Origin of the sequence: Serratia sp. K-E0102, assembly GCF_029962625.1 — a bacterium.
Classification (GTDB): Bacteria; Pseudomonadota; Gammaproteobacteria; order Enterobacterales; family Enterobacteriaceae; genus Serratia; species Serratia sarumanii.
This window is the reverse complement of the sequence record NZ_CP124754.1, coordinates 597184-621364: the sequence shown is the minus strand read 5'-3', so window position 1 is coordinate 621364 and position 24181 is coordinate 597184. Positions and strand designations below refer to the sequence as shown.

23 protein-coding genes are annotated in these 24181 nt (G+C 61.8%); 4 read left to right on the top strand and 19 right to left on the bottom strand.

Annotated elements, in window-relative coordinates; translation table 11 throughout:
- Window positions 1–10 precede the first annotated feature (10 nt).
- Complete coding sequence (locus tag SSARUM2_RS02845) at window positions 11–1006, top strand: NADP-dependent oxidoreductase (RefSeq protein WP_060452787.1); 996 nt, start codon at window positions 11–13, stop codon at window positions 1004–1006.
- Window positions 1007–1047: 41 nt separating this feature from the next.
- On the opposite strand, the gene SSARUM2_RS02840 is transcribed toward SSARUM2_RS02845, so the two are convergent.
- A complete protein-coding gene (locus tag SSARUM2_RS02840; protein ID WP_033649131.1) occupies window positions 1048–1959 on the bottom strand; it encodes a LysR family transcriptional regulator in 912 nt (303 codons plus the stop codon).
- Window positions 1960–2056: 97 nt separating this feature from the next.
- Here SSARUM2_RS02840 and SSARUM2_RS02835 point away from each other — a divergent pair, with 97 nt between their 5' ends.
- Window positions 2057–3058, top strand: a complete 1002-nt coding sequence (locus SSARUM2_RS02835) for a zinc-binding alcohol dehydrogenase family protein (protein ID WP_043148173.1) — start codon at window positions 2057–2059, stop codon at window positions 3056–3058.
- A 31-nt stretch (window positions 3059–3089) separates the two neighbouring features.
- Here SSARUM2_RS02835 and SSARUM2_RS02830 read toward each other — a convergent pair whose 3' ends face one another.
- The 4 genes from SSARUM2_RS02830 to serB all read right to left on the bottom strand — a co-directional run bounded on the left by SSARUM2_RS02830 (window position 3090) and on the right by serB (window position 8371).
- Window positions 3090–4523 (bottom strand): glycosyltransferase family 39 protein, encoded by a 1434-nt coding sequence (locus tag SSARUM2_RS02830; protein ID WP_060452788.1) that lies wholly within the window; start codon window positions 4521–4523, stop codon window positions 3090–3092.
- A gap of 132 nt (window positions 4524–4655) precedes the next feature.
- Window positions 4656–5930: a multifunctional transcriptional regulator/nicotinamide-nucleotide adenylyltransferase/ribosylnicotinamide kinase NadR gene (gene nadR, locus SSARUM2_RS02825; protein ID WP_049196006.1), complete on the bottom strand. Its 1275-nt coding sequence runs from the start codon at window positions 5928–5930 to the stop codon at window positions 4656–4658.
- Between the two features lie 58 nt (window positions 5931–5988).
- Window positions 5989–7374 carry a DNA repair protein RadA gene (gene radA / locus SSARUM2_RS02820; RefSeq protein WP_025159617.1) on the bottom strand — a complete coding sequence of 462 codons (1386 nt, stop codon included), beginning with the start codon at window positions 7372–7374 and terminating at the stop codon, window positions 5989–5991.
- Window positions 7375–7393: 19 nt separating this feature from the next.
- A complete protein-coding gene (serB, locus tag SSARUM2_RS02815; protein WP_016929162.1) occupies window positions 7394–8371 on the bottom strand; it encodes a phosphoserine phosphatase in 978 nt (325 codons plus the stop codon).
- Window positions 8372–8481: 110 nt separating this feature from the next.
- Here serB and SSARUM2_RS02810 point away from each other — a divergent pair, with 110 nt between their 5' ends.
- A complete protein-coding gene (locus tag SSARUM2_RS02810; RefSeq protein ID WP_033637029.1) occupies window positions 8482–9165 on the top strand; it encodes a YtjB family periplasmic protein in 684 nt (227 codons plus the stop codon).
- Window position 9166: 1 nt separating this feature from the next.
- Here the strand turns inward: SSARUM2_RS02810 and yjjJ are convergent, their stop codons facing one another.
- The 14 genes from yjjJ to SSARUM2_RS02740 all read right to left on the bottom strand — a co-directional run bounded on the left by yjjJ (window position 9167) and on the right by SSARUM2_RS02740 (window position 22952).
- Window positions 9167–10510: a type II toxin-antitoxin system HipA family toxin YjjJ gene (gene yjjJ / locus SSARUM2_RS02805; protein WP_049213065.1), complete on the bottom strand. Its 1344-nt coding sequence runs from the start codon at window positions 10508–10510 to the stop codon at window positions 9167–9169.
- Between the two features lie 137 nt (window positions 10511–10647).
- The gene (gene deoD, locus SSARUM2_RS02800) at window positions 10648–11379 is read right to left on the bottom strand and encodes a purine-nucleoside phosphorylase (RefSeq protein ID WP_004933059.1); all 732 of its coding nucleotides are present in this window, start codon (window positions 11377–11379) and stop codon (window positions 10648–10650) included.
- Window positions 11380–11475: 96 nt separating this feature from the next.
- Window positions 11476–12699: a phosphopentomutase gene (gene deoB / locus SSARUM2_RS02795; protein WP_033649124.1), complete on the bottom strand. Its 1224-nt coding sequence runs from the start codon at window positions 12697–12699 to the stop codon at window positions 11476–11478.
- Between the two features lie 70 nt (window positions 12700–12769).
- The gene (deoA, locus tag SSARUM2_RS02790; RefSeq protein WP_049196005.1) at window positions 12770–14092 is read right to left on the bottom strand and encodes a thymidine phosphorylase; all 1323 of its coding nucleotides are present in this window, start codon (window positions 14090–14092) and stop codon (window positions 12770–12772) included.
- A gap of 66 nt (window positions 14093–14158) precedes the next feature.
- The gene (gene deoC, locus SSARUM2_RS02785) at window positions 14159–14938 is read right to left on the bottom strand and encodes a deoxyribose-phosphate aldolase (RefSeq protein ID WP_033641793.1); all 780 of its coding nucleotides are present in this window, start codon (window positions 14936–14938) and stop codon (window positions 14159–14161) included.
- Window positions 14939–15308: 370 nt separating this feature from the next.
- On the bottom strand, window positions 15309–16586 hold the full coding sequence (locus tag SSARUM2_RS02780; protein ID WP_033637021.1) for a NupC/NupG family nucleoside CNT transporter: 1278 nt from the start codon (window positions 16584–16586) through the stop codon (window positions 15309–15311).
- A 183-nt stretch (window positions 16587–16769) separates the two neighbouring features.
- Window positions 16770–17552 (bottom strand): TatD family hydrolase, encoded by a 783-nt coding sequence (locus SSARUM2_RS02775; protein WP_033649122.1) that lies wholly within the window; start codon window positions 17550–17552, stop codon window positions 16770–16772.
- Window positions 17549–18667 (bottom strand): patatin family protein, encoded by a 1119-nt coding sequence (locus SSARUM2_RS02770; protein WP_049196002.1) that lies wholly within the window; start codon window positions 18665–18667, stop codon window positions 17549–17551. Before SSARUM2_RS02770 ends, SSARUM2_RS02775 begins: the two co-directional genes overlap by 4 nt.
- A gap of 10 nt (window positions 18668–18677) precedes the next feature.
- Window positions 18678–18863, bottom strand: a complete 186-nt coding sequence (locus SSARUM2_RS02765; protein WP_033649120.1) for a stress response protein — start codon at window positions 18861–18863, stop codon at window positions 18678–18680.
- Between the two features lie 68 nt (window positions 18864–18931).
- The gene (locus tag SSARUM2_RS02760; protein WP_004857650.1) at window positions 18932–19093 is read right to left on the bottom strand and encodes a DUF1328 domain-containing protein; all 162 of its coding nucleotides are present in this window, start codon (window positions 19091–19093) and stop codon (window positions 18932–18934) included.
- Window positions 19094–19254: 161 nt separating this feature from the next.
- The gene (gene osmY / locus SSARUM2_RS02755; protein ID WP_049213064.1) at window positions 19255–19869 is read right to left on the bottom strand and encodes a molecular chaperone OsmY; all 615 of its coding nucleotides are present in this window, start codon (window positions 19867–19869) and stop codon (window positions 19255–19257) included.
- A gap of 516 nt (window positions 19870–20385) precedes the next feature.
- Window positions 20386–21975 carry a peptide chain release factor 3 gene (prfC, locus tag SSARUM2_RS02750; RefSeq protein WP_004933094.1) on the bottom strand — a complete coding sequence of 530 codons (1590 nt, stop codon included), beginning with the start codon at window positions 21973–21975 and terminating at the stop codon, window positions 20386–20388.
- A gap of 151 nt (window positions 21976–22126) precedes the next feature.
- On the bottom strand, window positions 22127–22570 hold the full coding sequence (rimI, locus tag SSARUM2_RS02745) for a ribosomal protein S18-alanine N-acetyltransferase (protein WP_033649119.1): 444 nt from the start codon (window positions 22568–22570) through the stop codon (window positions 22127–22129).
- Entirely contained in the window at window positions 22515–22952 is a 438-nt protein-coding gene (locus tag SSARUM2_RS02740; RefSeq protein ID WP_033637012.1) for a DNA polymerase III subunit psi, read from the bottom strand. Before SSARUM2_RS02740 ends, rimI begins: the two co-directional genes overlap by 56 nt.
- Window positions 22953–23098: 146 nt before the next feature.
- Between SSARUM2_RS02740 and rsmC the strand changes: the two genes are divergently transcribed.
- Window positions 23099–24139 (top strand): 16S rRNA (guanine(1207)-N(2))-methyltransferase RsmC, encoded by a 1041-nt coding sequence (gene rsmC, locus SSARUM2_RS02735; RefSeq protein WP_060452789.1) that lies wholly within the window; start codon window positions 23099–23101, stop codon window positions 24137–24139.
- Window positions 24140–24181: the final 42 nt, after the last annotated feature.

Here is a 24181-nt window from a genome sequence, read left to right as displayed (position 1 = left end):
GGAGCCCCCTATGCAGAATCGCCAAATCATCCTCGGCAAACTCCCACAGGGAAAGCTGACCGTCGATTGTTTTCAGACTCGCGAGACCCCGATGCCGATCCCCGGCCCCGGAGAGGTTCTGTTGCGCACGCTTTACGTGCCTTTGGATGCGGCCAGCAGAGCCTGGATGCAGGGCGTCACCTATCGTTCCGGATTGCAGCCAGGAGACATCATGGCCGCGAAGACGCTGGCCGAAGTCGTCACGTCGCGCTCTCCCCTGCTGGCCGCCGGCGATATCGTGTTGGCGGAAACCGGCTGGCAAACCTTCACGGCCCTGCCGGCGGCTGAGGCGCTAAAACAGCCGGACATCGTTCCGCATACGCACTTGCTCAGCGTTTACGGCGTGCCCGGACTCACCGCTTACTTCGGCCTGCTGGAATGCGGACGCCCCAAGGCCGGTGAAACCGTCGTCATTTCCGCCGCCGCAGGGGCGGTAGGCATGTTCGCCGGACAAATCGCCCGGCTCCACGGCTGCCGCACGGTGGGCATTGCCGGCGGCGCCGCCAAAACGGCTCTGCTGACGGACAGGCTGGGTTTCGACGCGGCGATAGATTATAAGGCGGGGAATCTGCATGACGGCCTGCGCCGCTCGTGCCCCAACGGCATTGACGTGCTGTTCGACAACGTCGGCGGCGATATTTTGGCGGCCTGCCTGCCGCACATGGCGAAACAGGGGCGCATTGTTTGCTGCGGCGCGGTGTCGCAGTACGATACGGCCTCCCCACCGGCCGCGCCGGCCGGGATCCCCGGTTTGCTGATCGTCCACAGCTTGACGATGCGGGGGTTCCTGTTGGCCGACTTCCTTCACCGACAAGAACAGGCGCTGACGGCGCTCACGGCCTGGGTCGCGGAGAAGAAATTAGCGGTCATCGAAGATCTGATCGCCGGTTTTGAGCTGCTGCCCGCGGCCCTGGTTGGCCTGCTGGCGGGGGAAAACACAGGAAAGCGCATCGTGCAAGTGACGTAATATCTTGTTTAACCCAGGAGTGGCCTGGGCTTCCTTGGTTCTTATTCCCGCGGCAGCTCGCGGGCGTAGTCGTCGAACGTCGGATGCTGCAGCACCACATCTATGAAGCAGGCCAGCGCCGGGGAATTCAGCTTGCGGCTCGGGTAAACCAGATACAGCTCGTTGCCCTCCGCGCGCCACGCCGGCAAGACTTCCACCAACAGCTTCTGCGCCACCACCTCGCGGCTGAGAAACGCCGGCAACAGCGTGATCCCCGCGCCGGCGATAGCGCATTCACGCGCATACAGCAGGTTGTCGGTGGTGTGCGCCAGCGGCAGCTGCCAGCGGTAATAGTCATCGCCGCAGCGCAGGTTCCAGGCCGTCCAGGCGCGGTGGGCAATGCAGCGATGCTGTTGCAGCTGCTGCGGGTGTTCGATCGGCGGATGCTGCGCCAGATAAGACGGCGCGGCCAACAGATAGCGCGGCGCATACCCGAGACGGCGACCGATCAGCGAAGAATCCTGCGGCTTGCCGGTGCGCAGCGCGGCGTCGAAGCCTTCCTGTACCAGATCCACCATGGCGTCGGACACCGACACCTCCAGCGAAACGTCCGGGTATTGGCGCTGAAAATCCGCCGCCAGCCGCGCCACCAGGGTCGCCCCCAGCCCGGCGGGCGTTGAAATGCGCAGGCGGCCGCTCGGGTTATCGCGCAGCCGCTGCAACGCCAGATCGGCGCGTTCCGCGGCGGACATCATCGCCTGACAATGTTCCAGATAGCGCTCACCGGCGAAGGTCAGGTTCAGCTGGCGCGTGGTGCGATTGAGCAAGCGCAGCCCCAGCGTCTGTTCGAGCTGGCTGATGCGCTGGCTGACGCTGGACTTCGGCAACCCGACGCGCTGCGCGGCGGCGGTGAAGCTGCCGCACTCCGCCACCAGCGCGAACAGCGCCATGTCCTGCAGCTGTTTGAATTCCATTGTTCACCTTAAACGAACACTCCGTTAGATATTGTCCATCTTATCACCCCACTGCCGCGGGTCTACACTGGGGGCATCATTTAAAAGGAGCACAATCATGTCGATAAAAGCCATTGCCGTAGACCCGCAGAACCCCGCCGGTTTCATCGAAATCTCACCGGAAATGCCGGTTCCCGGCCAGTACGATCTGCTGGTGGCAGTGAAAGCGGCGTCGGTCAACCCGGTGGACACCAAAGTGCACGCCGGTCTGCAAAAGAGCGGCCTGCAGCAGCCGCGCATCCTCGGCTGGGACGCCAGCGGCGTGGTGGTAGACGTGGGCAGCGGCGTCAGCGGCTTCAAGCCCGGCGATGAAGTGTGGTACGCCGGCGACATCACCCGCCCCGGCAGCAACAGCAGCCACCAGCTGATCGACTCACGCATCGCCGCGCACAAGCCGCGCAGCCTGAACTGGGCCGAGTCCGCCGCCCTGCCGCTCACCGCCCTCACCGCCTGGGAAGCGCTGTTCGAACACCTGAACATTCAGGACGCGCCGGAGAACAAGACGCTGCTGATCATCGGCGGCGCCGGCGGCGTCGGCTCGCTGGCCATTCCGCTGGCCGCGCTGCGCAGCAAGGTGAAAGTGATCGCCACCGCCTCAAGGCCGGAATCCGCCGCCTGGTGCCGTGAGCGCGGCGCCGATCTGGTGGTGGACTACCGCGATCTGAAGGGCGAGCTGGCGCAGCACGGCATCGAGCAGGTGGATTACATCCTGTGCCTGAACGATACCGACGGCCACTGGCCGGCGATGGCCGAGCTGGTCGCGCCGCTGGGCCATATCTGCACCATCGTCGAGAACGCGCAGCCGTTGGATCAAAACGCGCTGAAGCTGAAAAGCGCCGCGCTGCACTGGGAATTCATGTTCACCCGCAGCATGTTCACCACCCCGGACATCGCGCAGCAGGGGCGCATCCTGCAGCAGGTGGCGCAGCTGCTGGACGAGGGCAAGCTGAGCACCACGCTGAGCGAAACCCTGCACGGGCTGTCGGTAGAGACGCTGACCGCCGCGCATCAACGGCTGCTCGGCGGCCATATGCAAGGCAAGCTGGTTATCGCTTACTAAGCCTGAATCGCGGCGGCGTTTTGCGCCGCCGTTACTGCGGACGAACGAAGCCGACGCACAGCGCTTGCTCGTCGGCATGCGGATCGGCGCGGAACGTCAGCGTCTGCTGCCAATCGAGGCGCATCTTCGGCCAGTGGGCCAACTCGCCGCCGAAGTCGCTGTGCGCGCAGTCTTCACCCAACCGCCCGAACAGGGCGACGCCGTGCTGCGCAATCTGCGGATAGCTGATGTTGACGTTGTAGATATTCGGGCGCGTATGATTAGACCAGCGCGTAATGGTCTGCGGCCGGGAGCCGGCGTACACCGTCATCCACTGCGACAGGTATTCGCCGCCGACGTAGCGCAGGCTGACGCCATACCGCTCCTGCCACAGCCGCTCCACTCCGACGCTGAACGCCTTGATACCCACCATTTTCTGGCCGGCGTTGCGCACGTTGCCCAGCATCACCGCGGCATACCCCAGATAGATCGCCAGCGCCGCGCACATCAGCCCGATGGTCGCCGCGCGCAGCGAACGCACCGGCGGCTGGCGCACGCAGCCGACCAGCAGCGCGGGCGCCAGCATGAAGAACGGCTGCAGCCACTCGGTCAGCCGGCCGCCGACGTTGAAAGAGAACCAGAAGGTAATGATGCCGAGCGGCAACAGGTAGACCCACAGCAACACCCGCATCGGCAACGCCGCTGGCCAGGCCAGCACCGCCCCGCTGCGCCGCAGGATCACCCACAGCGCGAGCGACGGATAGAACACCAGCAGCAGCGACTGCAGCATATCGAGGTTGAGCTGCATCTTGATCTGCGAATCCACCCACTTGAAGGCGGCGAAGTCGTGGTTCCACAGCCAGAACAGGTTCGGCAGCACCAGCGCCAACCAGATCGCCACCGCCAGATAGAACTGCGGCTGGCGATAGCAGCGGCGGATCTGCGGTACGAACAGCGTCGACAGCGCCGCGAAATAGACGAAGGCGAAGGTCGAGTATTTCGCCATCATCGCCAGACCTGCCACCAATGCGAAAGCCGGCCACCAGTTGGCCGAACGCGAGATCGCCAGGTGGAAGAACAGCGCCATCCACGGCCACAGCATCACCAACAGGTAATTATCGTTGTAGGGAATGATGTCGAAATTGATGATACCGGACAGGTTGAGCGTCAGCAGCGCCATCCAGGCCAGCGAGGTGCTGCCGCTCAGGCGGCGCGCCAATAGCCAGACGCCCAACATACCGATGGCGATGGCGATGAAGTGCCCGCCATACCAGTACAGGTTCAGCGGCAGCCACGGGAGCCAGATCGCCGGCTGCATCGCCGCACCGACCAGCCAAGGATTTTTCGGTGAGCCCCACTCGGCGTTGAGGCCCCAGTTGAGCGCCTCGACGGCGTCGTAAGGCAGAGTGGGATCGAGATGAACAGTCAGCAGCGTCCAGGCTGCGGCATAGCAGATCAACCAGAGAGCGAGTAAGCGATAAGACATGTCTTCTTCTGAGCGTTATTGTAAAGAAAATCTTAACCTAGTCGCTACCGAATGAACCATGTTTAAACAAGCCGTTAAATGTGCGCCACAGAGGCGTTTCTGCCGCCGCGACCGCACATTCCGCTAATTTTCTCAGCCTGCGGCGTGGCGATGGGTGGGCGCATTCGCCAACCGGCCGGCGTCCGCCGCCAGCAGCTGCTGCACCAGCTCGACGCAGCGCAGGAAACGCTCTTCGTAATCGCTGGACTCGACGTGCACATACTCGATGTTGTTGGCGCGCAACATGTCCTCCAACAGGCGCTGGAACGCCAGGCGATCGGCGGTGCTGCCAAGGCTGCGCAGGCCGTCCGCCACCCACGGCGTGTTGTTTTCCAGCAGGATCACCAGATCGAAACGGTATTCGTCGATCAGCGCTTGCACGAAGGGGTGTTCACGCCCCTCGTACTTTTTGCAAAACGCTTGGGTGGTGACGAAATCGGTATCGATAAACGCCACCTTGTTGGCGTACTTGACCGCGAAATCCACGTATTGCGCCTGCCCGAGAGCGATTTTGTCGTAGTCGGAGTACTGCAGCGCCATCTCGTCGCCGCCCAGGTGCGAAAACACGTAATCGCGGCCATATTCCCAGGCGCTGGTGGTGTTGAAGATGTTGGCCAGCTTGTTGACCAGCGTCGACTTGCCGCTCGACTCGCCGCCGAGGATCGCCACGGTGCGCACGAAGAACGGCTTCACCTCGGTCGGGATGTAGTCCCAATAGCGGAACGGATCCTGGCGGATCTGATTGCCGCTGATGTTCATGAACGAACGCTCGGGATCGACCAAGATGGTTTCGATGCCCAGATGCTCGCGGTAGCGCGGCGCATCCTGCGCTTCGCTGGAATAGATGAAGCTCGGCACGATGCCCTTCTGTTCCATAAAGGCCTTCATGCCGTCGCTCCACACGTTCCAGCCATGCGGATAGGGCTCGATGCCCTGCTCGTCGAACGAGTGGATATGGATGTTTTTCTGGTACTTGAAGGTCTGCAGCAGCCAGCGCAGGCGATCGCTGACCGTTGGCTGTTGCGACATCGAACTGTTCTCGAACAGCTCGCGGTCGCGCGGTTCGTCGTGGCACAAGATAACGTGCAGCTCGTCCACCTGGCTGCAGGCGCGCTGGATCAGATAGATGTGGCCGGTGTGCAGCGGGTAAAATTTACCAAACACCACGCCGACTTTGACCTCTTTACGCGGGAACTCCAGCCCGAGAAAACGGTGCAGCGCCTCGAGCTTTTGCGCGCTCGGGCTTTTGATTTTGTCGTTCAACAGCTGGCTCAGATAGCCCTTGGTCATGCCGCTGGCATCCGCCACCTGCTGCAAAGTACAGCCCTTTTGCTTAATGGACGTCTTCAGGTAATCAAATTGCGGCATGGCCACCTCCGTTTAGTATGCTAAACAAAATAGCATATCTTACTCGCCGTCGGCGACATTAATAAAACTCTTCCAGCACGTCGAGCGCGTCCGCCAGCTTCTTGACCCCAAACACCTGCATGTTGGCCGGCGGCTTCTTCGGCATATTGCCGTGCGGCACGATGGCGCGCTTGAAACCGTGCTTGGCCGCTTCGGAGATGCGCTCCTGGCCGCTCGGCACCGGACGGATTTCTCCCGCCAGCCCCACTTCGCCGAACACCACCAGATCGTTCGGCAGCGGCCGATCGCGCAGGCTCGAAACCAGCGACATCAGCAGCGCCAGATCGGCGCTGGTCTCGCTGACCTTCACCCCGCCGACCACGTTGACGAACACATCCTGATCCGACATCTGCAGCCCGCCGTGCCGGTGCAGCACCGCCAGCAGGATCGCCAACCGGTTCTGCTCCAGGCCCACCGCCACGCGGCGCGGGTTGGACATCATCGAGTGATCCACCAGCGCCTGGATCTCCACCAGCAGCGGCCGGGTGCCTTCCCACACCACCATCACCGAGCTGCCGGAGGTGACTTCATCGCCGCGGCTGAGGAAGATCGCCGAAGGGTTGCTGACTTCGCGCAGCCCCTGTTCGGTCATGGCGAACACCCCCAGCTCGTTGACCGCGCCGAAGCGGTTCTTGTGGCTGCGCAGGGTGCGGAAGCGGGAATCGGCGTCGCCATCCAGCAGCACCGAACAGTCGATGCAGTGTTCCAGCACTTTCGGCCCGGCCAGCGAGCCGTCTTTGGTGACGTGGCCGACCATGACGATCGCCACGCCGCGCGTCTTGGCGAAGCGCGTCAGGTAGGCGGCGGTTTCGCGCACCTGGGCCACGCTGCCCGGCGAAGACTGAATGTCCGCCATGTGCATCACCTGGATCGAGTCGATCACCATCAGCTTCGGCTGTTCCTGCTCGGCGATCAGGCAGATCTGCTCGATGCTGGTTTCCGACAGCATGTTCAGGCCGCCGGTCGGCAGCCCCAGCCGATGAGCGCGCATCGCCACCTGCTGCAGCGACTCCTCGCCGGTGACGTACAGGGTTTTCATCTGCTCGGACAGTTTGCACAGCACCTGCAGCAACAGGGTGCTCTTGCCGGCGCCGGGGTTGCCGCCGATCAGAATGGCGCTGCCGGGCACCACGCCGCCGCCCAGCACGCGATCGAACTCGAGAAAGCCGGTGGTGAAGCGCGGCAGCGCCTCAAGGCTGATTTCCGACAGCTTCTGCACCTTGCTGACGCCGGCGTCGCCGGCATAGCCGCTGAGGCGATCGTTGCGCGCCGCTGCGGGCGACGCGGCCAAACGCACTTCCGTGATGGTGTTCCAGGCATGACAGGCGCTGCACTGCCCCTGCCAACGCGGATAGTCCGCCCCGCACTCATTGCACACAAATGCCCGTTTTGCCGCTTTTGCCACGTCTTACCTCAATCTTTCGTTATCGCACTTCGTGTTTCAGGCTGCCGGTGAGAATGCACAGCACGCCCATCAGATCCGCATGCCGGATCGCCACCTGCGCTTTTTCATATACTTTCGGCTTGGCGTGGTAGGCGATGCCCAGCCCCGCCGCCTGCATCATTTTCAAATCGTTGGCACCGTCGCCGATGGCCACGGTCTGCGCCAGCGGGATCTCCAGCTTCTCCGCCAGCCGCAGCAGCGTATCGGCTTTGAACTGCGCGTCCACCACCGGCCCCAGCACTTCGCCGGTCAGCTTGCCGTCGCGGATCTCCAGCTCATTGGCCGCCGCCGCCACCAGCCGCAGCCGGTTGCGCAGGTATTCGGCGTAGTAGGTGAAGCCGCCGGAGGCGATCGCCACATGCCAGCCCATCGCCTGTAGCTTGCCCACCAGGCTGGTCAGCCCCGGCATCAGCGGCAGCTCGTCGCGCACCTGCTTGAGGATGTTGGCGTCGGCTCCTTTCAGCGTGCCGACGCGCTGGCGCAGGCTGGCGGTAAAGTCCAGCTCGCCGCGCATCGCGCGTTCGGTGACTTCCGCCACCTGCTCACCGACGCCCGCCAGCTTGGCGATCTCGTCGATGCACTCGATCTCGATCGCCGTCGAATCCATGTCCATCACCAGCAGCCCCGGCGTGCGCAGGTGCGGGATCTTGCCGAGCGGCGCCACGTCCAGCCCGCTTTCCGCCGCCAGCAGCTTGGCGCGCGGCGTCAAGGTGCCTGCCAGGCGCACCACCTGATAGTCGTCCACGCCCCAGGCGGTGACGATCACCATCGCCGCGCCCAGCTTGCGTTGGAATTGTGTAATGCGCGCCTTGTCCAGCTTTCTGCCGTATAACAGCCATCCGGTATTGCCCGCCCGGTAGTCCAGCGGCATCACTTCGTCGCCGCTGAGCGAAAGGGGAAGACCCGGCCATTGAGAGATCTCCGCCGGAAGATCGCAATAGGTCAGACTGTTTGACATCATTGACTCCTGAATGGACAAAAACGCTGCATGATAAAACGACGCATCAAGCTATCCTATCGCCAGCGGTTCTGGCAACATAAAGTGTCCCCGATGCCCAAGGAACCTGCATGGCTCGCGCTAAACTGAAATTTCGCCTGCACCGTACCGCTATTATCCTGATTTGCCTGGCTTTGCTGGTGCTGCTGATGCAGGGTGCCTCTTATTTTAGCCTGAGTCACCAAATGGCGCGATCCGAACAGGTCGAAGAGCTGGCGCAGACGCTGACCAAACAGGTCGCCTACAGCCTGGCGCCGCTGCTGGACGACGACGGCAACAACCCGCGCATCGACGCCATCCTCAAGCAGCTCACCGATCACAGCCGCATTCTCGACGTCAGCGTGTATCAGTTGGACGGCACGCTGGTCTCCCACGCCGGGGAGCAGATAAGTATACGCGATCGGCTGTCGCTCGACGGCAAGCGCGCTGGCAGCTACTTCAACCACCAGTTGGTCGAATCCATTCAGGGCAAAGACGGCCCGATCGGCTTTATCCGCATCACCCTCGACACCCACGTGCTGGCGACCGAGTCCAAGCAGGTGGACAACACCACCAACCTGCTGCGCCTGATGATCCTGCTGGCGTTGGCGATCGGCATCATTCTGGCGCGCACCCTATTGCAACACCGCCGCAGCCGCTGGCAGCAGTCACCGTACCTGTTGACCGCCAACACGCCGTTGGCAGAAGGCAATACGGTGGAAGACGACGAAGAGGATGCGCCTGAGGCAAAACAGGAAGCGCCGAAGAAGGGGTAACTCAGGCCAGGCGCTGAATGCGCTCGTGCAGCTTCTGCAGTTGCACCAACATTTGCTCGGCAATCGCCCGAAACGCCTCGCTGATGTCGTCATGTTGCGCCGTTCGCCGCCAGAACTCGAGAGCCAATAGCTCCGCTTGCCGCCAGACGGCGCCGCTCACCTCGTTGCTCAAACGGATCTCCAGCGCGTCGTGGCGCAGATTACCGCTGCTTGCCGGGGCAAAAGCCATCGGCAACATATCATACAAAGGCGCCAACATGACCGGCCGCTGGGTTATCCGCAAGAACGACAGGTTGCCTTGGTGCATATCGCTGTTGGCGATCAACCGGCCAAAGGCCCAATACAGGGCAACCCGTTGGTAGACTGAGTGATCGATCACCCCTTGCTGCAATAACCGCTCGGCGGCCACGACCCAGTTGGCGTGGCCGCTGCCGCTGAACTCGGCATCCAGCGCCTCCAGCGACACCATCGCTACCCTCCCTTCTTCACCGATGCGATCAAAGCGCTCGATCTCTAAAAAGCATTGTCGGTCAGCACCGAACAGGATTTGCGCCGATGCGGCAGGCAATCCCGCAGCGGCGACCGTCTGCAACGCCAGCGACTCGGCGATCAGCAAATCGCTCCAGCGCTGTGCAATGACATGCGTCGGCGCCAGGCTGAACTTCACCAAAACATGCGCACGGCGCCCTGGCGCCAGCTCAGCATAGGCGGCAAACTTGGGTTGCTCGCCACCGGCGGAAGAGCCTACCAGCTCCCCGGCCAGCGCCTGGACAGACAATGCGGCGTAACGCTCGATTTTATCTTCCACCGTGATGGCGACGGCTGTATCCCGCATTAACCAACGCTGATAGCTGTCGGCACCAGGCAACAGATCGCCGGTCATGTCTTCGCCATAACGGCAGAGCGCCAACAAGCGTTGACCTTCATCCCATCGCCGCACATCCTCCGGCAAATTCAACTCGCGCGCCGCTGCTTTTCCCCAGGCTCGCCCGAGAAAGCCAATCGGCCGTAGGTCGTTCAAATACCATGGCATGCCGTCATAGAGCTGCCACTCTCCGCTGCGCTCATCGCACACCGCACAGTTATCGGCAGGATACAGCGGGCAAAGCGTGGCAAACAGGTGCGCCTTACCCCGTTCATCAACCCGATATAGCGGAAACTGCCTCTCACCGCCGATCCCGCGCCGCAACGCATAGCGCGTCGCCTTACCTTTACCGAGGATCAATACGGCGCCCGCCAGTTCACGGAGACGGCGCGATAGCGTCGGCTGGCTGATGCCTAACGCTTCTGTCAGTTGACGAGCCGTAGCCGGCCCATGACGCAAAACTTGTTCAACGGTGAGCATCGGATGAATAGATTGGTGAATAGATTGATAAAGGAAGTAATAGCGTTAAATGGCAGAAAGGTAAAGCGTTAGCCAAAACTGGCCAAACGGAATGAATAGATTGACGGGCGGGCGCCATGATGACGCCCGCCGGGGTATTATGCTTTGTCGCCCAGCAGCACGGATTCCAGCGCGATAACGATCATTTCGTTAAAGGTGGTCTGGCGTTCCGCCGCCGTGGTCGCTTCGTGACGCAGGATGTGGTCGGACACGGTGCAGATGGTCAGCGCCTTGCAGCCGAACTCTTCGTACAGCTCTGCCGCCACGCCGTAGATGCCGGCCGCTTCCATTTCCACGCCCAGGATGCCGTACTTCTTCATCACCTGGAACATGTCCGGATCCGGGGTGTAGAACAGATCGGCGGAGAAGATGTTGCCCACGCGCGCCGGGATGCCCTGCGCCGCCGCCGCGTCGACCGCGTTGCGCACCATGTCGAAGTCGGCGATCGCCGCGTAGTCGTTGTCCTTGAAGCGCAGACGGTTCACCTTGGAGTCGGTGCACGCGCCCATGCCGATCACCACGTCACGCAGTTTGATATCGTCACGCACCGCGCCGCAGGAGCCCACGCGAATGATCTTCTTCACGCCGAATTCGGCGATCAGCTCGCGCGCATAGATGGAGCAGGACGGGATGCCCATGCCGTGGCCCATTACGGAGATGCGGCGGCCTTTGTAGGTGCCGGTGAAGCCCAACATGCCGCGCACGTTGTTCACTTCCACCGCGCCTTCCAGGAAGGTTTCGGCGATGTATTTTGCACGCAGCGGATCGCCCGGCATCAGTACTACGTCAGCGAAATCACCCATCTCAGCATTAATGTGCGGCGTAGCCATAATTCTCTTCCTTTAAATCGTATTAAATAGCGTTAAACGTATAAGCCGTGGCATGTCAGACGGCGGCCAACTGCGCCGCCGCCTTAAACTCACGGATTAAAACATGCTCTTACCGTAATCCATCGGCGACAGGCCAAAATAATTGGCAACGGTCTGGCCGATGTCGGCGAAGGTCTCGCGGTGGCCCAGCGAGCCCGGTTTCACTTTCGGGCCGTAAACCAGCACCGGGATGTGCTCGCGGGTGTGGTCGGTGCCCGGCCAGGTCGGGTCGCAGCCGTGGTCGGCGGTGAAGATGATGATGTCTTCGTCTTTCACCAGCTTCAGCAGCTCCGGCAGGCGGCGGTCGAACAGCTCCAGCGCGGCGGCGTAGCCCGCCACGTCACGGCGGTGGCCATAGGAGGAGTCGAAGTCCACGAAGTTGGTGAACACGATGGTGTTGTCGCCGGCCTTTTCCATTTCGATCAGGGTCGCGTCGAACAGCGCGTCGATGCCGGTCGCCTTCACCTTCTTGGTGATGCCGACGTTGGCGTAGATGTCGGCGATTTTACCGATCGACACCACTTCGCCGCCCTTCTCGTCCACCAGCTTTTTCAGCACGGTCGGCGCCGGCGGCTCTACCGCCAGATCGTGACGGTTGCCGGTACGCTGGAAGTTGCCCGGCTTGTCGCCGACGAACGGACGCGCGATCACGCGGCCGATGTTATACCCGCCTTCGGTCAGCTCTTCACGCGCGATTTCGCACAGCTCGTACAGGCGATCCAGGCCGAAGGTTTCTTCATGGCAGGCGATCTGGAATACCGAGTCGGCGGAGGTGTAGAAAATCGGCTTGCCGGTTTTCATGTGCTCTTCACCCAGTTGATCGAGGATCACGGTGCCGGATGAGTGGCAGTTGCCCAGGTAGCCCGGCAGCTTGGCGCGCTCGACCAGTTTGTCCAGCAGTGCCTGCGGGAAGCTGTTGTGCTCGTCCTTGAAATACCCCCAGTCGAACAGCACCGGCACGCCGGCGATTTCCCAGTGGCCCGACGGCGTGTCTTTACCGGAAGAAAGTTCGCTGGCGTAAGCGTAAGCGCCGATGATGTCGGCGTTGCGATCCAACCCCTGCGGGAAGTTGCCGGTGGACTCTTCCGCCGCTTTGCCAAGGCCCAGACGGCTCAGGTTAGGCAGCGTCAGCGGGCCCTGGCGGCCCACGTTGGCCTCACCGCGCGCGCAAACCTCGGCGATGTGGCCCAGGGTGTCGGAACCCTGGTCGCCAAAACGTTCGGCGTCTTCGCTGGCGCCGATGCCGAAGGAGTCCAATACCATAATAAATGTGCGTTTCATCTGTGCTCTCCTGCGTGTTCTCACGCTTTGGACGGCCGCGAAAAAGCCGCGACCGTTCCTGATTCTTGGGTTATTCCGTGATGCGCTTATACACCACCGGCGTCGCTTCCGGCGCCTTGTCGCTCAGCATCATCGCGCTGCGCACCGCATCGGCCGCCTGCTGCCAGCTCTCTTCATCGTTGGCGTGGATCATCGCCAGCGGCTGCTGGGCATCCACTTTCTCGCCCAAGCGCGCCACCTCGGTCAGGCCAACGCTGTAATCGATGGCGTCGCTCGCCCGGCGACGGCCGCCACCCAGCGAAACCACCGCCATGCCCAGCGCGCGGGTATCCATGGCGCTGACGATGCCCGGTTTTTCAGCATACACCGGCTTGCTCAGCGTTGCCGCTGGCAGATAGCTATCGTAGCGTTCGACGAAGTCTATCGGCCCTTGCTGCGCCGCCACCATGCGGCCAAACACCTCCGCCGCCTTGCCGTTGTCCAGCACCGCCTGCAGTTTGGCGCGCGCGTCGGCCTCGTCTTGCGCCAGGCCGCCGGACAGCAGCATTTCCACGCACAGCGCCAGCGTCACTTCCAGCAGGCGCGGGTTGCGGTATTCGCCGGTCAGGAAACGCACCGCTTCGCGCACTTCCACCGCGTTGCCGGCGCTGGAGGCCAGCACCTGGTTCATGTCGGTCATCAGGGCGGTGGTCTTGCAGCCCGCGCCGTTGGCCACGCCGACGATCGCCTGCGCCAAGTCCTGCGACAGGGCATAGGTCGGCATAAAGGCGCCGGAGCCGACCTTCACGTCCATCACCAGCGCATCCAGCCCTTCCGCCAGCTTCTTGGCCAGAATGGAGGCGGTGATCAGCGGGATCGAATCCACGGTGGCGGTGATGTCGCGAGTGGCGTAAAAACGTTTGTCCGCCGGCGCCAGCGAGCTGGTCTGGCCGATGATCGCCACGCCGACGTCCTGAATGATTTTGCGGAAGGCGTTATCGTCCGGGAAAATATTGAAGCCCGGAATGGCTTCCAGCTTGTCCAGCGTGCCGCCGGTATGCCCCAGGCCGCGGCCGGAGATCATCGGCACATAGCCGCCGCAGGCCGCCACCATCGGGCCGAGCATCAGCGAGGTCACGTCGCCCACGCCGCCGGTCGAATGCTTGTCGACGATCGGGCCGTTCAGCGCCAGGCTTTTCCAGTCCAGCACGGTGCCGGAATCGCGCATCGCCATGGTGAGCGCCACGCGCTCCGGCATGCTCATGTCATGGAAATAAATGGTCATCGCCAGCGCGGCGATCTGCCCTTCCGACACCACGTTGTCGCGAATGCCGTTGATGAAAAAGCGGATTTCCGCTTCGCTTAACGGCTGGCCGTCGCGTTTCTTACGAATAATTTCTTGAGCCAGGAACAAGGCATCCCCCTGTGTCGCCGAGAGTCGGTGCAGACGGGCGCGCCTGGCGCCCGCCAACGAAATCGATCAGTAGCCGCCGCCGGCGGTCTGGGTCTGGTGGCCCAGCGCGGCCAGCAAGCTGGCCAGCAGGCTGGAAGCGCCAAAGCGGAAATGCCGCGCATCGGCCCAGCCTTCGCCCAGAATACGATCGGCAAGCTGCAGATAATGCAGCGCATCCTCTGCGGTGCGCACGCCGCCGGCCGGCTTGAAGCCCACCGTCTTCGCCACGCCCATATCGCGGATCACCGACATCATCAGCTCGGCGCTTTCCAGCGTGGCGTTGACCGGCACCTTGCCGGTGGAGGTCTTGATAAAGTCCGCCCCGGCCTTGATGGCGATCTCGGACGCCTTGCGGATCAGATCGGCCTGCTTCAGCTCACCGGTTTCGATGATCACTTTCAGCAGCACGTTGGCCGCCTGGCAAGCCTGCTTGCACTGTTTCACCAGCTCGAAGCCGACCTGTTCGTTGCCGGCAATCAGCGCGCGGTAAGGGAACACCACGTCCACTTCATCCGCGCCATAGGCGATGGCCGCGCGGGTTTCCGCCAGCGCGATGTCGATATCGTCGTTGCCATGCGGGAAGTTGGTCACGGTGGCGATGCGGATGTCCGGCGTGCCTTGCTCGCGCAGCGCCTTACGCGCCACCGGGATAAAACGCGGGTAGATGCAGATGGCCGCCGTGTGGCCGGCCGGGCTGTTGGCCTGACGACAGAGCGCGATCACTTTCTCGTCGGTGTCATCATCATTCAGCGTGGTTAAATCCATCAAATTCAGCGCACGTTGCGCTGCTGCGGTTAATTCGGTCATAAAACTCTCCAACTGAGTACCTGGGTGTTGGCGAGCGGACTTGGTTCCATGAAGATAGCGCTGGGGAACGGCGTTCCCGCGGCGGCAACTGAGATCCTTCTCACCGCACATGGCCACCCGCCTTGCGGCCGGCCAGTAATAGCTATTTGAACACGAATGCCGGGGGCGATTCGCGTTCATCGTCACACTATATGAAATAGCACTGTAACAGACCGGAATTATATGTGAAGAACATCACAAAATAACGCGATATCGTTCACAAATTCGCTAAAGAAGCGGCTGAAGATCGCGGGTGCGGCACGCACCCGCGTTGCTTAGAGTATAGGCGGAGTCCCGCGATCGGTCGCGCCGTCGCGGGCCTCGGGATGGCTTACAGCGCCAGGAAGAAGCCAGCGATGGTGGCGCTCATCAGGTTGGACAGCGTGCCCGCCGCCACGGCCTTCAGACCGAAGCGCGCGATGTCGTGGCGACGATTGGGCGCCATGCTGCCCAGACCGCCCAGCAGGATCGCCACCGAGGAAAGGTTGGCGAAGCCGCACAGCGCGAAGGAGATGATCGCCTTGGTATGGGCCGACAGCACCTGCAGGCCTTCCGCCGCCACTACGTCATCCGGACGCAGATAGGCGCCGAAGTTCATGTAGGCGACGAACTCGTTGACGATGATCTTCTGGCCGATGAACGAACCGGCGGTCATCGCCTCGCTCCACGGCACGCCGATCAGGAAGGCGATCGGCGAGAACACCCAGCCGAGGATCAGTTCAAGCGACAGCTGCGGATAATCGAACCAGCCGCCGATGCCGCCGAGAATGCCGTTAAGCAAGGCGATCAGCGCGATAAACGCCAGCAGCATCGCACCGACGTTCAGTGCCAGCTGCATGCCGGAGGCCGCGCCGGAAGCCGCCGCGTCGATCACGTTGGCCGGACGATCCTCTTCGGCGATCAGCTTCATCGCATCGTCTTTATCGTGGGTCTGCTCGGTTTCCGGCACCATCAGCTTGGCGAACAGCAGCCCGCCCGGCGCGGCCATGAAGGACGCGGCGATCAGGTATTCCAGCGGCACGCCCATCTGCGCATATCCCGCCAGCACCGAACCGGCCACCGAGGCCAGGCCGCCGCACATCACCGCGAACAGTTCTGATTGGCTCATGGTGGCGATATACGGACGCACCACCAGCGGCGCTTCGGTCTGACCAACGAAAATGTTGGCGGTCGCCGACAGCGATTCGGTGCGCGAGGTGCCCAACAGCTTTTGCAGCCCGCCGCCCAGCACGCGGATCACCAACTGCATGATGCCGAGGTAGTACAGCACCGCAATCAGCGAGGAGAAGAACACGATCACCGGCAGGACGCGCAGCGCGAACACGAAGCCGCCGCCGCCGAACACCTCGAACATCTTGTCGGACACCAGCCCGCCGAAAATGAACGAAATGCCCTGATTGCCGTAGGCGATAACGTTTGCCACGCCGTTCGACATACTGCCGAGGATGCTGCGGCCCAGCGGCACATACAGCACCAGCGCGCCGATGCCGACCTGAATGATGAACGCCCACGCGACGGTGCGCAGTTTGATGGCCCGGCGGTTGCTGGAGAGCAGCACCGCAATGGCGATCAGCACCGCCATGCCGACTAGGCTCATGATGAGTTGCATGCAAAGTTTCCCTGTTGCAAAAAATAAAATACATCCCTGCTCATAAAGAGAGGTCTGCTATTGGAGAGTTTCGGGGGGATTATACTGAGCGAGGTCACTCTCGCACCGATTTATGTCACAAATGCATACAACGAGACGCAAATGAAAATCTTATAACGTGACGCATGTCACGTTATCACCTCATCAATCCGGCATGGCAAACAGCGCCTGAGCATTGCGCTGCAGATGGGCGGCGATCTCGTCGGCCGGTTCCGGCCGCAGCTCGCACAGCGTTTGAAACACCTCGGCGGCGCGTTCGGGGCGATTCGGCTGCCCCTGATAGCCCGCCAGCGGCATGTCCGGCGCATCGGTCTCCAGCAGCAGCGCCTCGAGCGGCAGCTGCGCCATCACGCCGCGCGTTTTCTGCGCCCGCTCATAGGTGATGGTGCCGCCCACGCCGATGTAATAGCCGAGGCGGATAAACGCCTGCGCCTGCGACAGGCTGCCGGCGAAGCCGTGCACCACGCCGCGACGCGGCAGCTGCACGCGCCGCAGGGCTGCAGCCAGCTGATCGTGGGTGCGGCGCGAATGGAGGATCACCGGCAGGTCATGCTGTTTCGCCAGCCGCAGCTGGGCCAGCAGCACGCTTTGCTGGCGCTCGAACTGTGGGTTGTCCATATACAGATCGAGCCCGACCTCCCCCACCGCTACCAGCTTGCGCGGCCGTTCGGCCAGCAGCGCCGCCAGTTGCTCCAACTGCGGCTCATGATGCTGCGCGATATACAGCGGATGCAGCCCCAGCGCGGCGAACAGCGGCGCGTGATCCTGCGCCAGCCGCAGCACCCGCGCGAAGCGATCGGCGGTGACCGTCGGGACGATGATGCGCGTGACGCCGGCGCTTGCCGCTCGCACCAGGCTCTCGCCCTCATGCCCGGTAAAGGGCGGGAAATCGAAATGACAGTGGGTGTCGGTAAAGGCATAACTCACAGCGCGCCCCCTTCACCCGGCGGCAGATCGCCCGGCAGAATGATCTTCGGCGCCGCCACCGCGGCCTCCGGCTGCGCGCCAAGATCGGACGGCATGACGATGTCGGTCACGATCGGCGAAGGCATTCTGACGTTCTCCGGCTGGATCAGGCGGCGCGACAGCGCTTTTTTCACCCTCATGCCGTCCGGCTCCGGCTGCGCCATCCACTGGCCGACGGTGGCCAGGAAATAGCGGCCGCAGCGGCGCCCCAGGTGATAATCCTGATTGAGCGACCCCAGTCGGCTGCCCAGTGCATTGCTGGCCAGCGGCTTCGGCGGGAAGATCTCGAAGATGCGCAGCTTGCCCGGCGGCTTCTCGATAAAGCGCTGGATGCGGTGATAGCTTTGCTCGTGATGCTGCAGGATACGCACCATCTGCTGCAGGCTGCTGTCGCTCAGCCAGTGCTCCATGCGCTTCATCCACTGCGGGGTGTAGTACATCTGCGAAGGCACGGTGCGGATCACTACGATGGTGTCGGCGCCGCGGCGATAGGCCTCTTCCACCGGGATCGCATCGCTGATGCCGCCGTCCTGATAGCTGATGCCGTCCAGCTCCACGCCTTGGCGATAGAAGCCGGGAATGGCGCTGGACGCCTTGATGGCTGGCAGCCAGCGCTCGCGCTGCGCCGGCAGATAGGTCGGTTCGAAATCGTCGCTGCGGCAGGCACACAGCAGAAACTCGCGCCCGTCGGTAAAGTGCCGTTCCGCTACGTCCATCGCCAGCGGCATCTGCGCCGCCGCCGTATCAACCAGCCAATCGAGATCGATCAGATGCCCGCCGCGCACGAAGCGCAGCGGATTGAAGAATTGAGCCGAGGTGGTGTAACGGGTGATCACCCGGCGCGCGTAGCCCACCTGCCCGCAAATGTAGGCGGACAGATTCTGGGCGCCGGCCGACGTGCCGATCAGTAGGTCGAAAGGGTTAAAGCCCGCGCGCTGAAACTCGTCCAGCACGCCGGCGGTGAAAATGCCGCGCTGGCCGCCGCCTTCGCAGACCAACGCCATCTTGCCTGGCCGAAAGGGCTTAGACGCCAGCGGTTCTATATTGCCGAGCGTGATGGGTATTCTGTATCCCAACTTGGCATCCTCAGTGAGACGTTTTCTCCGAGGATACCGCGTCTCGCTCTCTTCCGTAATCCTCTTGCAGCACGCCGGCGAGGAAATCATTGCTGCCGGCCAACCAGACGCAATCGCTGCCGGACCATTCGGCCAATGCCTGCCATACCTGGCCTTTCAGCTGTTTCCAGCGCCCGACGATGATGTCGCTGTTCATGGCCGGCCCTCCCCGACGTGAGAAAAGGAATTAAGCTTTGTTACAGTTTGCAGGAAAATACCGGCCGGCTAAGGGCGCCGGCGGCCGGTGAACAGGCTGACCAGGAACAGGATAATGCCGACGACAAACACGATTTTAGCCGCCCAGGCGGCGGTGCCCGCCAGCGAACCGAACCCCAGTGCCGCAGCGATAAGCGCGATGACTAAAAAGATAATGCCCCAACGAAACATAAGCTTCTCCTTACCATTGTGAAAAAATTCGCTGCTGTCTACCGCCCCGACAACGGGGCGTCGACGGCAAATCAGTTTCTTTTTTTGGTGGTACATGTCGGGCCGCCTTCACGGCCCGACCGATGCGGCTTGTTGTTACTTGTTACGGGCGCCTGGCGGGATTACGGCTTGACCACCAGGTCGTTTTTCACGCTTTTCACGCCGTCGATGGCCTTGGCGATGCTTTCCGCACGCTCAGACTGCGCCTGCGTTTTCACCTCACCGGAAAGCTGCACCACGCCATCGGTGGTTTCCACTTTCACATTGCGCGACGGCACGATGTCATCGGCCAGCAGCTTGGCTTTCAGCTCGCTGGTGGTGGCGGTGTCGCCGGCATACGATTTGATCGACTGGTTGGCTTCATCTTTCACGTGCAGCTTGTCGCTGACGGTCTTGACGCCTTCCACCTTGCCGGCGACAGCGACCGCATGCTCCGCCTGCGCCTGGCTGCCGACGAACCCGCTCAGGGTCACGGCGCCTTTTTCGGTTTTCACCGAAATGTCGGAACTTTTGATGGTTTTATCTTCCACCAACGCACTTTTAACTTTAGCCGTTATCGCGCTGTCATCCATGTAACCGTCAACTTTTTTCATGGAGCTATCGATTTTGGCACCGGCACTGTCCGCGGTGTTAGACGCCTTGTTGAGCAGACTCTCTTCGGCCAGCGCACTGCCGCTGACCAAGACAGAACCCAATACAACAGCCATCAACGAGTGTGCAAATTTGGTCTTTTTCATCGATCTCTTCCTTTTGTTGGGGGCTCACAACGCCAGAGCGCCGGAACCCTGCGGCCACCTTCACGCGGCCTTCTCGGTAAATACTTCATCATCGCTATACGATTAAGCGTTCACGACAGGAATATTGCAACGGCCGTGCCAACTCAAAAAAAACCTTAAAAATCAAAGAAAACAAATCAGACGTTGGATTTTTAGCCAAAAAACTGTCGCCTATTGACGACAGGCTAAGTCACACAAAACTGAAATATAGTTATCTCATTGATATTTAAAGATACTGACTGTCTCCTATCGGCAACACATCAGAATAACTCACCAAACAAACAACATATTACAGTGATTTACTCTCAAGCAATGTGCGGACATCCCGTTAAAGATAGACCATTAGACAGAAAATGCAGGCCGAACGAACATCGCCTGGTGTCCTAGGTTCGCAAGAAAAATATGAGGGAGGTTTATTAATTAGCGCAGTGGGAATAGGAGAGGCGTGCAGGGCGCACTGGGCGCCCTGCCGATTGATCAGTGTTCGCGCGTCTTGCGGAAGGTCACGTCAGGATAACGTTCCTGCGTCAGGTTGAGGTTCACCATGGTCGGCGCGATATAGGACAGGTTGTCCCCGCCGTCCAGCGCCAGGTTGATCTCGTTCTTGCGCTTGAACTCTTCGAACTTCTTCACGTCGTCGCACTCGACCCAGCGCGCGGTCGACACGTTGACCGACTCGTACAGCGCTTCCACGTTGTACTCGCTCTTCAAGCGCGCTACCACCACGTCGAACTGCAGCACACCGACCGCACCGACGATCAGATCGTTGTTGGCGATCGGACGGAACACCTGCACCGCGCCCTCTTCGGACAGCTGCACCAGCCCCTTCAGCAGCTGTTTCTGCTTCAGCGGATCGCGCAGGCGAATGCGGCGGAACAGTTCCGGCGCGAAGTTCGGGATGCCGGTGAACTTCATGTCTTCACCCTGGGTGAAGGTATCGCCGATCTGAATGGTGCCGTGGTTGTGCAGGCCGATGATGTCGCCCGGATAGGCTTCTTCCACGTGCGAACGGTCGCCGGCCATAAAGGTCAGCGCGTCGGAGATCACCACGTCTTTGCCGGTGCGCACCTGGCGCAGCTTCATGCCCTTCTCGTAGCGGCCGGAAACCACGCGCATAAAGGCCACGCGGTCGCGGTGTTTCGGATCCATGTTGGCCTGGATCTTGAACACGAAGCCGGTGAATTTCTCTTCCGCCGCCGTCACTTCGCGGGTGTCGGTTTTGCGCGGCATCGGCGCCGGCGCCCAGGCCACCAGGCCGTCCAGCATGTGATCCACGCCGAAGTTGCCCAATGCGGTCCCGAAGAACACCGGGGTCAGCTCGCCGCTCAGGAAGGCTTCCTGATCGAATTCGTGGGAAGCGCCCTGCACCAGCTCCAGCTCATCGCGCAGCTGCGCCGCCAGATCTTCACCCACCGCCGCATCCAGCTCCGGGTTGTTCAGGCCCTTGACGATGCGCACTTCCTGAATGGTGTGGCCTTTACCGGTCTGGTACAGGTAGGTTTCATCCTTGTACAGGTGGTAAACGCCCTTGAACAGCTTGCCGCAGCCGATCGGCCAAGTGATGGGCGAGCAGGCGATCTTCAGTTCGCGCTCGACTTCATCCATCACTTCCATCGGATCGCGGATATCGCGGTCCAGTTTGTTCATGAAGGTCAGGATCGGCGTGTCGCGCAGACGGGTAACCTCCATCAGCTTGCGGGTGCGATCCTCAACGCCCTTGGCGGCGTCGATCACCATCAGGCAGCAGTCGACGGCGGTCAGAGTACGGTAAGTATCTTCGGAGAAGTCTTCGTGCCCCGGGGTATCCAGCAGGTTGACCAGGCTGTCGCGGTACGGGAACTGCATCACCGAGGTGGTGATCGAGATCCCACGCTGCTTTTCCATTTCCATCCAGTCGGATTTGGCGTGCTGGCTGGAGCCGCGGCCTTTTACCGTACCGGCGGTCTGGATCGCCTGTCCGAACAGCAGCACTTTTTCGGTAATGGTGGTTTTACCGGCATCGGGGTGCGAGATGATGGCGAAAGTTCTTCTTTTGGAGACTTCGCGGGCAAATTCACTAGGAGACATGGTTTTCAGGTTCTACGGTTAGTCCGCCCTGCGACATCATCAGAACGCGCCGATCGCGGCGCCGGGCAAAGCGGTGAATAAAAGATAACAGCCGGGCATTTTCGCCGATTTGCCAACCGGTGACAATCAATGCTTTTACCGGCCGGGCGGATTACGCCAGCGGCAGCGCCATCACGATCGCGTCTTCGCGGCCGTGGGCGCTCGGGTAATAATTGCGGCGCACGGTAACCTCGTTGAAACCGAGATCTTCATACAGCGCGATCGCCGCCTGGTTGGAGGCGCGCACTTCCAGCCACAGCGTGACCACGCCGCGGCTCTCCAGCCGTTCAATCAACGCGTTGAGCAACAGGCGGCCAAAGCCACGGCGCTGGTACTGCGGATGAATGGCGATGTTGAACAGCGTGGCTTCGTCCAGCACGATCTGCGTGATGGCGAACCCCGCCATCTCCCCGTCGGCGCTCAGCTTCAGGTTAAGATAGCGATCGCCCTGATTGCTGGCGAAGGTGGTTTCCGTCCAGGGGAAAGCGTGGCTGGCTTGCTCAATGGTGAAGGCCGTGGCCAGGTCGGCCGCCGTCAGGGTAGAAATCGTGTTCATGATGACAAATCTGCTGCCAGAGGGCGCGTTTGGCCCCCGCGTCTTGGGAAAGCTCGGCCAGCGCCGGGCTGTGTAGCTGCGCACCGGCGACCGCAAGCGGTTCCGCCACGCCCAGCCGCCAACTGTTGCATGCGGTCTCTTCAGGCAGCATCGCCGCCTGTTCCGGCGTCAGGCTGTAAGTTTGCGCCGGCGTCAGCCCCAGGCTGCGCAGCACGTCGCAAAACAGCGGATCGTCCGGTGCGGGCAGCGTCTGCGCCACCACCAGCAGGCGCGCCTCGGGTGGCAGACTGACCGCCACTTCGCCCTGCAACACGCCCGGGCGGCGCAATGTCCACTGCGTAATACCCAGTTGTTGTAACAGCCAGTCGCGTTTTGATGCCATGCCGATTCCTACCCGTTGTGGTGCGCCATGCCTGCCATGCGCCGCGCTATGCTAACAAACCCGCGCAGCCCGCGCCAACAAACCCGTCGAACATATCGCCACAAAGCTCTATAATCCCCGGTCTCATTTCCAGGAGCCAATATCTGATGTCTGCATTAACCCCCGCCAGTGAAGTCATGCTGCGCCACAGTGATGAATTTATCGAACGCCGCGTGCTGTTTGCCGGCGACCTGCAGGACAGCCTGCCGGCCCAATTCGAGGCCGCGGACGTGCGCGTCCACACTCAGCAATACCATCACTGGCAGTTACTGAACCGGACGATGGGCGATAACGTGCAGTTCGGTTTGACCGTCGATCCCGCTTTCGTCGCCAACTGCGACACGCTGGTTTACTACTGGCCGAAGAGCAAGCAGGAAGCGCAATTCCAGCTGTGCAACATCCTGGCGCTGCTGCCGGTGGGCGTAGACGTGTTCGTGGTCGGTGAAAACCGCAGCGGCGTGCGCAGCGCCGAGCCAACGCTGGAAGGCCACGCCACGCTGGTGAAAATCGACAGCGCGCGCCGCTGCGGCCTGTATCACGGCCGCCTGGACGCACAGACCGAGTTCAGCCTGGACGACTGGTGGGACAGCTATCAGCTGCACGATCTGGAAGTGAAAACGCTGCCGGGCGTGTTCAGCCGCGACGGCCTGGACGTCGGCAGCTCGCTGCTGCTGTCGACGCTGGAAAAACACATGAAAGGCAAGGTGCTGGACATCGGCTGCGGCGCCGGCGTGATGGCCTCGGTGATGGCCAAGCTGTCGCCGAAGGTGAAACTGACCCTCAGCGACGTTAACGCCGCCGCGGTGGAGTCCAGCCGCGCGACGCTGGCCGCCAACGGCATCGAAGGCGAAGTGATCGTCAGCAACGTTTACTCCGACATCACCGGCCGTTTCGACATGATCATCTCCAACCCGCCGTTCCACGACGGGCTGCAGACCAGCCTGACCGCCGCCGAAACCCTGATCCGCGGCGCGGTGAAACACCTGCCGATCGGCGGCCGGCTGCGCATCGTCGCCAACGCCTTCCTGCCGTACCCGGACATTCTGGACGCCACCTTTGGCAGCCACGAAGTGCTGGCGCAGAACGGCCGCTTCAAGGTGTATCAGGCCACCGTCGGCCGCCCGCCGCGCGCGCCGAAGAAGAAATAATTCGCCGTTGGCGGAAAACGACAGAGCGCGGCCTGAGGCCGC

What these genes read in the sequence shown, in the direction of transcription:
- prfC (WP_004933094.1), bottom strand. Translation starts at nt 21,975, where the DNA reads ATGTCTCCTAGTGAATTTGCCCGCGAAGTCTCCAAAAGAAGAACTTTC.
- SSARUM2_RS02830 (WP_060452788.1), bottom strand. Translation starts at nt 4,523, where the DNA reads ATGTCTTATCGCTTACTCGCTCTCTGGTTGATCTGCTATGCCGCAGCC.
- SSARUM2_RS02760 (WP_004857650.1), bottom strand. Translation starts at nt 19,093, where the DNA reads ATGTTTCGTTGGGGCATTATCTTTTTAGTCATCGCGCTTATCGCTGCG.
- deoB (WP_033649124.1), bottom strand. Translation starts at nt 12,699, where the DNA reads ATGAAACGCACATTTATTATGGTATTGGACTCCTTCGGCATCGGCGCC.
- SSARUM2_RS02765 (WP_033649120.1), bottom strand. Translation starts at nt 18,863, where the DNA reads ATGAACAGCGACATCATCGTCGGGCGCTGGAAACAGCTGAAAGGCCAG.
- rsmC (WP_060452789.1), top strand. Translation starts at nt 23,099, where the DNA reads ATGTCTGCATTAACCCCCGCCAGTGAAGTCATGCTGCGCCACAGTGAT.
- osmY (WP_049213064.1), bottom strand. Translation starts at nt 19,869, where the DNA reads ATGAAAAAGACCAAATTTGCACACTCGTTGATGGCTGTTGTATTGGGT.
- rimI (WP_033649119.1), bottom strand. Translation starts at nt 22,570, where the DNA reads ATGAACACGATTTCTACCCTGACGGCGGCCGACCTGGCCACGGCCTTC.
- SSARUM2_RS02810 (WP_033637029.1), top strand. Translation starts at nt 8,482, where the DNA reads ATGGCTCGCGCTAAACTGAAATTTCGCCTGCACCGTACCGCTATTATC.
- nadR (WP_049196006.1), bottom strand. Translation starts at nt 5,930, where the DNA reads ATGCCGCAATTTGATTACCTGAAGACGTCCATTAAGCAAAAGGGCTGT.
- serB (WP_016929162.1), bottom strand. Translation starts at nt 8,371, where the DNA reads ATGTCAAACAGTCTGACCTATTGCGATCTTCCGGCGGAGATCTCTCAA.
- SSARUM2_RS02780 (WP_033637021.1), bottom strand. Translation starts at nt 16,586, where the DNA reads ATGCAACTCATCATGAGCCTAGTCGGCATGGCGGTGCTGATCGCCATT.
- SSARUM2_RS02835 (WP_043148173.1), top strand. Translation starts at nt 2,057, where the DNA reads ATGTCGATAAAAGCCATTGCCGTAGACCCGCAGAACCCCGCCGGTTTC.
- SSARUM2_RS02740 (WP_033637012.1), bottom strand. Translation starts at nt 22,952, where the DNA reads ATGGCATCAAAACGCGACTGGCTGTTACAACAACTGGGTATTACGCAG.
- yjjJ (WP_049213065.1), bottom strand. Translation starts at nt 10,510, where the DNA reads ATGCTCACCGTTGAACAAGTTTTGCGTCATGGGCCGGCTACGGCTCGT.
- SSARUM2_RS02845 (WP_060452787.1), top strand. Translation starts at nt 11, where the DNA reads ATGCAGAATCGCCAAATCATCCTCGGCAAACTCCCACAGGGAAAGCTG.
- deoC (WP_033641793.1), bottom strand. Translation starts at nt 14,938, where the DNA reads ATGACCGAATTAACCGCAGCAGCGCAACGTGCGCTGAATTTGATGGAT.
- deoD (WP_004933059.1), bottom strand. Translation starts at nt 11,379, where the DNA reads ATGGCTACGCCGCACATTAATGCTGAGATGGGTGATTTCGCTGACGTA.
- SSARUM2_RS02840 (WP_033649131.1), bottom strand. Translation starts at nt 1,959, where the DNA reads ATGGAATTCAAACAGCTGCAGGACATGGCGCTGTTCGCGCTGGTGGCG.